Genomic DNA, 10,866 nt, shown 5'->3' with positions numbered 1-10,866 from the left:
CCGGACCTGCTGGTTCAGACGATCTGGGAAGGGCTCGTTTCGGGCGTGCTCTATGCGCTGATCGCGCTCGGCTTCGTGCTGATCTTCAAGGCATCGGGCGTCTTCAATTTCGCCCAGGGCATCATGGTCGTCTTTGCGGCGCTGACGCTGGTCGGCCTGCATGAGAAGGGCGTACCGGCGTTCCTGGCCGTCATCCTGACGCTCGGCGTGATGTTCCTGCTCGCCTTCACCATCGAGCGGGTGGTGCTGCGTCCGCTGGTCAACCAGCCCGACATCATCCTGTTCATGGCGACTTTCGGCATCAYCTATTTCCTGATCGGTTTTGGCGAGGCCGTCTTCGGCGGCAACCCGAAGCAGATGATCACGAGCGAACTCTATCTGCCGAAGGGGGCGATCGACGCGAAGATCCTCGGCGGCTTCGTCTCCTTCCAGAAGATCGATATCGCGGCCGCGATCATCGCCTCGATCATGATCGCGGCGCTGGCCGTGTTCTTCCAATACACCCGCATCGGCCGGGCGCTGCGCGCGGTCGCCGACAGCCACAAGGCGGCGCTCTCGGTCGGCATCTCGCTGAACCAGATCTGGGTCATCGTCTGGTTCACCGCCGGCATCGTCGCACTGATCACCGGCATCATGTGGGGTGCGCGTTCGGACGTGTCCTTCGCGCTGGAGATCGTGGCGCTGAAAGCGCTGCCGGTGCTGATCCTCGGCGGCTTCACCTCGATCCCGGGCGCCATTGTCGGCGGGCTGATCATCGGCATCGGCGAGAAGCTCGGCGAGTTCTACTGGGGGCCGCTGATCGGCGGCGGCATCGAGAGCTGGCTCGCCTATTTCATCGCGCTCGGCTTCCTGCTGTTCCGGCCGCAGGGCCTGTTCGGCGACAAGATCATCGAACGAATTTGAAGGGCTGAAACCGTGTTCTATCGCGAAGCCGGCCAATACAAGAGCACCTATGCCGCCGACATGGCCGTGTTCCCGCTCCGTCAGGACCGGATCGGCATTGCGGTCATCCTCGCCATCGCCCTCATCGGCATCCCGTTGATCGGCAACGACTTCTTCATCGCGACGGTGATGATTCCGTTCCTGGTCTTCTCACTGGCTGCGATCGGGCTCAACATCCTCACGGGCTATACCGGGCTGATCTCGCTCGGTACGGCTGCCTTCATGGGTGTGGGCGCCTATGCCTGCTACAAGCTGACGACCCTCTTTCCAGGCGTGAACATCATCGTCCTGATCTTGGTCTCCGGCCTGTTTTCGGCCGCGATCGGCGTGCTGTTCGGGCTGCCCTCACTGCGCATCAAGGGCTTCTATCTCGCGGTCGCGACGCTTGCCGCGCAGTTCTTCCTGCAATGGGCCTTCGTGCGCGTGCCGTGGCTGTTCAACTACAATGCGTCTGGGGCCATCGAGGTGCCGCTGCGCAGCCTGTTCGGCGTCCCGGTCACGGGTGCCTCGGCCTCGGCGGAAACGCGCTACTTCGTCTGCCTCGGTCTTGTCGTCGTCCTGACCTGGTTCGCCTCGAACCTGGTGCACGGCAGGCTCGGCCGCTCCTGGATGGCGGTGCGCGACATGGATATCGCGGCCGAACTGATGGGTATCAAGCTGCTGAACGCCAAGCTGCTCGCCTTCGCAGTGTCGTCCTTCTATGCCGGCGTCGCCGGCGCGATGATGATCTTCCTCTGGTATGGCGGCGGCGAAGCCGCGGACGTCTTCAACATCCGCCTGTCGTTCAACATCCTGTTCATGGTGATCATCGGGGGCCTGGGCTCGCTGATCGGCTCCTTCTTCGGCGCGGCTTTCATCGCGAGCCTGCCGACCATCCTGAAATTCGGCCTGCCGGCGCTCGGCGTGCCGCTCTCGGGCGCGGCTGCCGAGCATGTCACCTTCATGCTGGTCGGCGCCCTGATCATCATCTTCCTGATCGTCGAGCCGCACGGCCTGGCGCGGCTCTGGCAGATCACGAAGCAGAAGTTGCGGACGTGGCCCTTCCCCTATTGAGGCGCGTGCCTCGGCCGGGAGGGCCCAAGAATACGACCCGCCGCCATCGTCAAGCGGAGGGCAGGAGACAACGGGCAGGCCGTGAAAAGGTCGCCCGATGCAACCACGGAGGGAACAGATGAAGAAGACTGGTTTGATGAAGGGCGCGGCGCTCGGCGCGCTGCTCGCGGCGGGAGCGGTGATCGCTCCGGTGGCGGCGCAGGACAGCGTCTATTTCGCCAACAATGCCTATCGCACCGGACCGTTCTCGGGCTCCGGCATCCCGATCGGCGACGGCATGCGCGACTATATCGCGATGATCAACGAGCGCGACGGCGGCGTGAACGGCGTCAAGGTCATCTATGAGGAATGCGAGACCGGCTACGACACCAAGWAGTCGATCGAGTGCTACGAGCAGGCGAAGTCGAAGAACACGATCGTCTACAGCCCGTGGTCGACCGGCGCGACGCTGGCTGCGATCCCGCGTGCCCATATCGACAAGATCCCGATCCTGTCGATGGCCTATGGCCTGTCTGCTTCGGCCGAAGGCTCGACCTTCCCCTGGGTTTTCATCCCGCCCTTCACCTATTGGGATGGCGCCTCGGTCATGGTCAAGCACATGGCCAATGAGTTCGGCGGCATGGACAAGCTCAAGGGCAAGAAGCTCGGCCTGATCCATCTGGATGCGCCCTTCGGCAAGGAGCCGATCCCGGTTCTTGAGAACCTCGCCAAGAAATACGGCTTCGAGCTCAAGCTGTATCCGGTCGCTGCAGCCGACATGCAGAACCAGGGCTCGCTCTGGCTCTCGATCCGGCGTGACCGCCCGGACTACCTCTACAACCAGGGCTGGGGCGCGATGAACCCGACGGCCGTGAAGGAGGCCATCAAGAACGGCTTCCCGATCAACAAGCTGGTCGGCGTCTGGTGGGCCGGCGGCGACGATGATGCGCGGGCCGGCGGGGCCGAGGCAAAGGGCTACAAGTCGCTCAACTTCAATGCGGCGGGCACCAATTTCCCGGTCATCCAGGACATCATCAAACATGTCGTGGAGAAGGGTAAGAGCCTGGCGCCGAAGGAGAAGGTCGGCGAGAACCTCTATAACCGCGGCGTCTACAACTCGATGCTCGTGGTCGAGGCGATCCGCAACGCGCAGAAGCTCACCGGCAAGAAGGTGGTCAATGCCGAGGACATGCGCCGTGGTCTCGAGGGCCTCAACATCACCGAGGCCCGCCTGAAGGAAATCGGCATGGAGGGTTTCGGCACCCCGTCGACGATCTCCTGCAGCGACCATTCCGGCCATAGCAAGATGTATGTCGCCGAATGGGACGGCACCAAGTGGACCAAGGGTTCGGACTGGATCGAGCCGCTGAAGGACGAGGTGCGTCCGCTGATCGAGGCCGCCGCCAAGGACTATGCCGAGAAGAACGCCGGCTGGCCGAAGCGGACCGAGTCCTGCGAGAAGTCGTCCTGATGTGAGCTCAGCCTTCTCCCCTCCGGGGGAGGAGGCACCTGCGAAGCAGACGGACGAGTGCGGCAGCGCCTGACCTCGTCCGTCCTTCACTCATCCGATCCGGCTGTGCCGGATCACCTTCTCCCCACAAGGAGAGGGAAGGAGCACGCAATGTCGACCGCCACCCTCGAGAAGCCCGCCCCCGCCGCTGCGACGGACACCATCCTGTCGCTGAACAATATCGAGGTGWTCTATGATCACGTCATCCTGGTGCTCAAGGGCGTCTCCCTGCAGGTGCCGCGCAAGGGCATTGTCGCAATCCTCGGCGCCAATGGCGCGGGCAAGACGACGACGCTGAAGGCGATCTCGAACCTGCTCAAGGCCGAGCGCGGCGAGGTCACCAAGGGCTCGATCGTGTTCGATGGCGAGCGGGTCGATCGGATGTCGCCGAACGAACTCGTCCGGCGCGGCTGCATCCAGGTCATGGAAGGCCGCCATTGCTTCGGCCATCTCTCGATCGAGGAGAACCTGCTGACCGGCGCCTTCACCCGGCGCGACGGCAATGCCGCGATCAAGCGCGACCTCGAGAAGATCTATGAGCTGTTCCCGCGCCTGAAGCAGCGGCGCAACTCGCAGGCCGGCTATACCTCGGGTGGMGAGCAGCAGATGTGCGCGGTCGGCCGCGCCATGATGTCGAAGCCCAAGATGATCCTGCTCGATGAGCCGTCGATGGGGCTCGCGCCCCAGATCGTCGAGGAGATCTTCGAGATCGTCCGTCGCCTCAATGCGGAGGACGGCGTTTCCTTCCTCGTCGCCGAGCAGAACACCAACATGGCGCTGCGCTACGCAACCTATGGCTACATCATGGAGACGGGCCGTGTCGTCATGGACGGCGAGGCGCAGATGTTGCGCGAAAACGAGGACGTGAAGGAGTTCTATCTGGGCGTGGCCGAGGGCGACAAGAAATCGTTCCGCGACGTCAAGAGCTACAAGCGCCGCAAGCGCTGGCTTTCGTGATCCGGACAAGGCGGAAGCGGTCGGATGCTCTATCTCGTGCTCGCAGTGCTGCTGATCGCGCTGATCTTCGGGCCGCAGGCCTGGGTGCGCGGCCAGATGCGCAAGCATGCGGCCGCCCGGCCGGATCTGCCGGGAACCGGAGGCGAACTCGCCCGGCACCTGCTTGATCGATTCTCGCTTGATGCCGTCACGGTCGAGGCCTCCGCGGCGGGCGATCACTATGACCCCGATGCGCGTGCGGTCAGGCTCTCGCCTGACAATCACGATGGGCGCTCGATCACGGCCGTCGCAGTGGCGGCGCATGAGGTCGGGCATGCCATCCAGCACGCGCAAGGCAGCTCGCTCTTTGCCTGGCGTACGGCGCTCGCGCGCTTCCTCGGCATCTTTGACAAGGTCGCGATGGCGATCCTGCTCACTGCGCCTCTGGTGATGGCCGTCACCCATGTTCCTGCGATCGGACTGATGCAGGCCGGCATCGCCATCGCAATGCTCGGCGTCGGTCTTGTCGTGCATCTCGTGACGCTGCCGCTGGAGTTCGACGCGAGCTTCGGCAAGGCGCTGCCGATCCTGTCCAGAGACGGCTATCTCGACGGGCGCGACTTACCGGCAGCGCGCGGCGTGCTGAGGGCGGCCGCCTTTACCTATGTGGCCGGCGCCCTCGTCGGTCTCCTCAATTTCCTGCGCATCCTGCGCATCATCCGCTGAGCCAAAGCTCCGCAAGGACAAAAGCGATGAGCGATCATCTCGACGATCTCGAAATCCGCACTTCCGACGCGCGCGAGGCCGATCTCTTCGCGAGGCTGAGGCCCGTGCTCGAGGCTGCCTTATCCGCGCCTGCCTATGCCGAGCGGCTGAAGGGGCTCAACCCGGCAGCGATCACCGATCGCAATGCGCTGTCGCGGCTGCCGGTGCTCCGCAAGGCCGACCTGCCGGCACTGCACAGGGGCACCCCGCCCTTCGGCGGTTTCGTGCCGGCATCGCCTGGGTCCTTTGGCCGGTTGTTCACCTCGCCCGGCCCGATTTTCGAGCCGGAGGGCACGGGAGTTGATCCCTGGGGCGCGGCGCGCGGGCTCTTCGCGGCCGGTTTCCGTCGCGGCGATATCGTCATCAATACCTTCAGCTATCACCTGACGCCGGGCGGATTCATCATGGATTCGGCCGCACGTGCGCTTGGATGCGCCGTGATACCGGCCGGCCCGGGCAATACCGAGCAGCAGATGGAGGTGATCTCGGCCTATCGGCCGCAGGCCTATGCCGGCACGCCGGATTTCCTGAAGATCCTGATCGAGGCCGCCGAGGCGCGTGGCGTCGATATCTCCTGCATCAAGCGCGCGGTGGTGTCGGGGGCTGCCTTCCCGCCCTCGCTGCAGGCTTGGGTCAAGGAGCGCGGCATCGATGCCTATCAGCTCTATGCCACCGCCGATATCGGCGTCATCGCCTATGAGACGTCGGCGCGCGAAGGCATGCTTCTGAACGAGAACCTGATCGTCGAGATCGTGCGGCCGGGTACGGGCGATCCTGTGGCCGAAGGCGAGGTTGGCGAGATCGTCGTCACCAATCTCGATCCGCATCACCCGCAGATCAGGCTGGCCGTCGGGGATCTCACGGCTGTGCTGCCGGGCGCGAGCGCGTGCGGCCGGAGCAATACGCGCATCAAGGGCTGGATGGGGCGCGCCGACCAGACCGCCAAGATCAAGGGCATGTTCGTGCGGCCTGAGCAGGTCGCCGAGATCGCCAGGCGGCACACGGAGATCGCCAAGCTCAGGCTGGTCATCGGCCGCGCCGACGAGCTCGACACGATGACGCTCAAGGCCGAGATCTATGCCGAGCCCGCCGGACTTGTCGATGCGATGTCCTCGACCCTGCAGCAGGTGACAAAGGTCAAGGGAGCGGTGGAGATCCTGCCGCTCGGGGCATTGCCCAATGACGGGAAGGTCATCGCTGACGAGCGGCCGGTGGGATAGGAATGGCGCCGGGTCCACGATCCCCGTCCGCCGACGCGACGGTCCGTGCTTCCAGTGTATGCGTGCAGGATAGGCTGTGCTCCGCTACCCGTAGCCATGCCGGTCGGCTCGGGAGGTTGAAGCGATCCAACGGCGTCGCGCCCGTCACCAGGCGATCGGCGCCTCGCCCTTCGCCACCAGCCATTCATTCGCCCGGCTGAACGGCTTTGACCCGAAGAAGCCTCGCCGTGCCGAAAGCGGCGATGGATGCGCGCTGGCGATCACGTGGTGCCGGCGCTCGTCGATCAGGCCGCGCTTGGCCTGGGCCGGAGCACCCCAGAGCAGGAAAACGACATGCGGGCGCGAGGTAGAGACAGCGATGATGATCGCGTCCGTCACCGCCCCCCAGCCGAGCGAGAGATGCGAGCCCGCCTTGCTCGCGCCTTCGCGCACCGTCAGGGCCGTGTTGAGCAACAGCACACCCTGCGAGGCCCAGGATGACAGGTCGCCGCTCACCGGTGCGGCCTGTCCGAGATCCTCCGTCCGCTCCTTGTAGATATTGACCAGCGAACGCGGCAGAGGCGGCGGGCCGACATAGGAGAAGGCAAGGCCATTGGCATGGCCGGGTGTCGGATAGGGGTCCTGGCCGAGTACGAATGCCCGCACTGTCTCGAATGGCGTTTCCGCCAGGGCAGCGAGCAGCCGTTCAGGTGCGGGCGCCACGACATGCCCGGCCGCGCGCTCGGCGTCGGCAGCCGCGGCCGCCCGCTCTGCAGCGCCTCCAGGACGGAAGACAGCGAGTTCGCGCCAGTCCTTGCTTACCCGACTTGCCAGAAAGCGCGTCAGCGCCGCCGCATAACCGCTCACTTCAGGACGGCCCGTCCCTCGACCTTTGCGTCGACGGTGCCGAGTCGGCGCAGATAGACCATGACCTCGTTCGCCATGAGCTTGCCGTCGGTCAGGCCGAGCAACGTCCGGCCGCGGCCGAGCGCAGTGTAGCCATCGCCGCCTTCCAGCATGAAATTGTTGGAGGCGACCGTGTACTTGCCGGTGGGCTCGATCGGTTTGCCGTCGACGGTGACAGCTGTGACGCGCGAGCCCTGCGGCTGCTTGAGATCGGCCTCGAAGCTGAGACCCGAGACCACAGGGAAACGCCCCGCGCCTTGCGGTGCGTCCCTCAGCCCGTTCTCGATCGCGTCCTTCACGTCCTTGCCGGTAATCTCGACCATCACGGTGGCGTTGCCGAAGGGCAGCTCGCTCAGCACGTCGCGCCGGGTGACCTTGTGCCCAGCGGCGTATTGCTTGTTGGCTCGGATGCCGCCGGCATTGGTGATGGCGAGTTGGGCGCCGGTTGCAGCGCGGATCGCATCGGCGATCAGGTTGCCGATCGCGGTTTCCTGCGTGCGGATCATGCTGGTGCGGGAATCGAGCGGGGCCGCGAGCGTCGCGATTTCGATGTCGAGTTCCTTCGACAGCTCGCTCTCGTAGCCCTTGACGATCGCGGCAACCTCCGGATCGGGCGTCGCAGCGCGGGAATCGTTGACGCGAAATGTCGGCGTCCACTCGACACGGCGATTGGCGCCCTCGCCGGTCACCTTCGCGGCGATATCGATGGCGGTGACGTAATTGCCCTCCTCGTTCGATTCCACCATCACGACCTTGCCGTCATAGGCGATGGCGAGATCATGGTCGTGCCCGGTGAGCAGGATGTCGACGACGCGCGAGCGCACGATCGTCAAATCCGTGGCGCGGTCGGCATGGACGACACCGACGAGGATATCGGCGCCCTGCGACTTCAACGCCCGCGCCTCGCGCCGCAAGGCCTCCATGGTCGAGGAAAATTTCAGGTCGCCGGGATTGGAGAGCTGCGGCGTCGGATCATAGGTGGTGCCGATGACGCCGACCTTGATGCCGCCAAGCTCGAAGATCTGCGAGTCCTTGTGGCCGGGCAGCGCGTTGCCGGCGGCGTCACGCAGGTTCGCGGCAAAGGTCGGGTAGGTCTGGGCGGCGGTGAGCTTGAGGTAATTGTCCTTGCCGAAGTCGAACTCGTGGTTGCCGGGCACGAAGACGTCGATGCCCATCTTGTTCTGCATCGTGACGATATGGGCGCCCTGGTCGAAGCCCGACATCAGGGAGGGGGAGTAGCAGTCGCCCGCGTGGCAGAAGAGCACGGGTATGCCGCGAGCCCGTTCGGCCTTGGCGATGCCCGAGGCGCGGGCGAAGCCGCCGCGGCCCTTGTCGTCGCTCATCTTGTAGATGTCGTTGAGCAGCAGCAGCGTGAAGGCAGGGGCCGGAGCTTGCGCCCTGGCAACCGGCGCGGTGGCGGCAAGCGCGGCCGGGGCGGCAAGGACGCCGAGAGCGCGGCGACGGGTCAGCTTGGTCATGGAGCAAGGCCCTGTTGAGAAGAAATCCAGATTAGCAAACCGCGTGCCGCTGACCAGCGGAAACGGTTAGCCGATTATGCAGGGGTGCCGATGTCGCACCCCGGGCCTTCGCGGCTGGACGAATGCTCTAACTCGTCTAAATCACGAAGAAACGAAAGTCCGGGATCGATGACAGTCAAGACCAAGCCCGCCGCCGGCCCACTCCCCGTGAAGCTGCCCTCCGACCATCGGCCGTTGCGTGGCTCGCGCATCGGCGTGCTGCTGATGAATCTCGGTACCCCGGAAGGCACGAGTTACTGGCCGATGCGGGCCTATCTCAAGGAATTCCTGTCCGACCGCAGGGTGATCGAGACCTCGCGCTGGGTCTGGTGGCCGCTACTCAACCTCATCATCCTGACGACGCGGCCGGGCCGGAAGGGCAAGGACTATGCCTCGATCTGGAACAAGGAGCGCGATGAGGGGCCGCTGAAGACGATCACGCGCTCGCAGACCGAGCAGCTCGCGGAGCGGCTGAAATCCTATGCCGGCGAGCRCATCGTCTTCGACTGGGCGATGCGTTACGGCTTTCCCGATGTGAAAAGCCGGTTGAAGGCGCTGCAGGACCAAGGTTGCGACCGCATCCTGATGGTGCCGCTCTATCCGCAATATGCGGCGCCGACCTCGGCAACCGCCTGCGATCAGGCTTTTAGGGCGCTGATGCAGATGCGCTGGCAGCCCGCGGTCAGGGTCGCGCCGCCCTACCATGACGATCCCGTCTATATCGCGGCGCTTGCCGCCTCGATGCGCGCCTCGCTCGCCAAGCTCGATTTCGACCCGGAGGTGATCCTCTGCTCGTTCCACGGCATGCCGAAGGAATATCTGCTCAAGGGCGATCCTTATTACTGCCAGTGCGTCAAGACCTGGCGGCTGCTGCGCGACGAACTCGGCCTGCCGGAAGAGCGCTTCCGCCTGACCTTCCAGTCACGCTTCGGGCCGGATGAGTGGCTGCAGCCCTATACCGACGAGACCGTGAAGGCGCTGGCCGCAGCAGGCACGAAATCGCTGGCCATCGTTGCGCCGGGCTTCTCGGCGGACTGCCTGGAAACCCTGGAAGAGCTCGATGTCGAGAACCGCGAGATCTTCCTGCACAATGGCGGCAAGCAGTTCGCCTATTTACCGTGCCTGAACGATTCCGACGAGGGGATCAGGGTGCTCGAGGCCGTCGTGCGCCGCGAGCTGATGGGCTGGGTGTAGCGCTTTCGCGCACCGGCTGCGGCAGCCGTTGCGGCCGCAGCGCAGAAGCCTAACCGGCCACGAACCGGCTGACGCTTTCGACCACTGCCTTCGCCTGCAGGATGCGGCGGTGGCCGAGCCCCTTCACGGGCTCGAGCGTGACGCCGGGCCCGGCTGCGGCCAAGGCCTCGGCATGGTGAAAACCCAGTTCCCGATCGTCGCGGCAATGGATCACCAGCGTCGGCTTGGCGATCGCTGCGAGCTGGTCACGACCCTCGAAGGCCTCGACCGGGTTGCCAGCTACGACATGGATGCGTCGTTCCAGCGCCGCCTGGCCGCGCCGGCCGAGACCGATCGTCGTGCCGAACTGGCGGGTGATCTCGGTGATCGAGGAGGGGGCGGCGATCAGCGCCAGCCGGTTCGCCGTGACGGCCGGCTGCCCCGGTACGGTGCGGGCGAGCGCAGCCATCGCGATCGCTCCACCAAAGGAATGAGTCACGATGGCGTGGACCGGTGCGAAGGCGCGCGCGACGGCAGCGAGGCTGGCGACACCGAGCGGAATATTGAGCTCGCTGCCCGTCGAGTCGCCATGGGCGGGCAGATCATAGGCGACGACACGGAAGCCGGCCGCGGTCAGCGGCGCGACGAAGGCGGTCATGAAGGCCGCCTCGCTGGTCCAGCCATGCAGGAGGATCACGGACGGCGAAGGGGAACCGGACGGCTTCTGCCCCTTCGGCTCGAAGAGATAGGCGGTGACCGAGCCACAGGGGTAGGGAATGGCGTGGCGTGTCGCGCCGGCCAGCCGTTCGGATGCGGCTTTTGTGGCCGCCTTTCGTTTCGCGGTTCCCTGTTGCCGCCGTGGCGGCGTACAAAAGGCCTTGAAGGC

Annotated in this window: 10 protein-coding genes; 7 read left to right on the top strand and 3 right to left on the bottom strand. The window is 65.1% G+C overall.

The window, feature by feature from the left end; all coding sequences use genetic code 11:
* The 6 genes from AC1D34_RS26905 to AC1D34_RS26880 form a co-directional block, all read left to right on the top strand.
* Nucleotides 1-903 (top strand): branched-chain amino acid ABC transporter permease (locus AC1D34_RS26905; protein WP_476825845.1); only part of this gene is annotated, 903 nt, incomplete at its 5' end.
* Between the two features lie 12 nt (nt 904-915).
* Nucleotides 916-1,995, top strand: coding sequence for a branched-chain amino acid ABC transporter permease (locus AC1D34_RS26900; protein WP_441487890.1), 1,080 nt, complete (start codon nt 916-918; stop codon nt 1,993-1,995).
* Nucleotides 1,996-2,113: 118 nt separating this feature from the next.
* Entirely contained in the window at nt 2,114-3,445 is a 1,332-nt protein-coding gene (locus AC1D34_RS26895) for an ABC transporter substrate-binding protein (protein WP_476825844.1), read from the top strand.
* A gap of 150 nt (nt 3,446-3,595) precedes the next feature.
* Nucleotides 3,596-4,441 (top strand): ABC transporter ATP-binding protein, encoded by an 846-nt coding sequence (locus AC1D34_RS26890; RefSeq protein WP_476825843.1) that lies wholly within the window; start codon nt 3,596-3,598, stop codon nt 4,439-4,441.
* Nucleotides 4,442-4,465: 24 nt separating this feature from the next.
* A complete protein-coding gene (locus AC1D34_RS26885) occupies nt 4,466-5,146 on the top strand; it encodes a zinc metallopeptidase (RefSeq protein WP_441487892.1) in 681 nt (226 codons plus the stop codon).
* 26 nt (nt 5,147-5,172) lie between these two features.
* On the top strand, nt 5,173-6,405 hold the full coding sequence (locus AC1D34_RS26880; protein WP_476825842.1) for a phenylacetate--CoA ligase family protein: 1,233 nt from the start codon (nt 5,173-5,175) through the stop codon (nt 6,403-6,405).
* Between the two features lie 144 nt (nt 6,406-6,549).
* Here the strand turns inward: AC1D34_RS26880 and ung are convergent, their stop codons facing one another.
* Together ung and AC1D34_RS26870 are read right to left on the bottom strand one after the other, a co-directional pair.
* The gene (gene ung / locus AC1D34_RS26875) at nt 6,550-7,251 is read right to left on the bottom strand and encodes a uracil-DNA glycosylase (RefSeq protein WP_476825841.1); all 702 of its coding nucleotides are present in this window, start codon (nt 7,249-7,251) and stop codon (nt 6,550-6,552) included.
* Nucleotides 7,248-8,768 carry a bifunctional metallophosphatase/5'-nucleotidase gene (locus AC1D34_RS26870; protein WP_441487895.1) on the bottom strand — a complete coding sequence of 507 codons (1,521 nt, stop codon included), beginning with the start codon at nt 8,766-8,768 and terminating at the stop codon, nt 7,248-7,250. The genes ung and AC1D34_RS26870 overlap by 4 nt, the downstream gene beginning before the upstream one ends.
* Before the next feature lie 168 nt (nt 8,769-8,936).
* Here AC1D34_RS26870 and hemH point away from each other — a divergent pair, with 168 nt between their 5' ends.
* The gene (hemH, locus tag AC1D34_RS26865) at nt 8,937-10,001 is read left to right on the top strand and encodes a ferrochelatase (protein WP_476825840.1); all 1,065 of its coding nucleotides are present in this window, start codon (nt 8,937-8,939) and stop codon (nt 9,999-10,001) included.
* Nucleotides 10,002-10,050: 49 nt separating this feature from the next.
* Here hemH and AC1D34_RS26860 read toward each other — a convergent pair.
* Nucleotides 10,051-10,866: alpha/beta fold hydrolase (locus AC1D34_RS26860; protein WP_476825839.1), on the bottom strand; the 816-nt coding region annotated here is incomplete at its 5' end.

The sequence above is a fragment of the Allobosea sp. P1_A7 genome (genome assembly GCF_056406775.1).
The sequence above is the reverse complement of the archived record's forward strand: the minus strand, read 5'-3'. Positions and strand labels throughout refer to the sequence as shown.

Bases quoted from the DNA above. Each gene is read 5' to 3' on its own strand.
- AC1D34_RS26885 (WP_441487892.1), top strand. From the start codon at position 4,466: ATGCTCTATCTCGTGCTCGCAGTGCTGCTGATCGCGCTGATCTTCGGG.
- AC1D34_RS26880 (WP_476825842.1), top strand. From the start codon at position 5,173: ATGAGCGATCATCTCGACGATCTCGAAATCCGCACTTCCGACGCGCGC.
- AC1D34_RS26870 (WP_441487895.1), bottom strand. From the start codon at position 8,768: ATGACCAAGCTGACCCGTCGCCGCGCTCTCGGCGTCCTTGCCGCCCCG.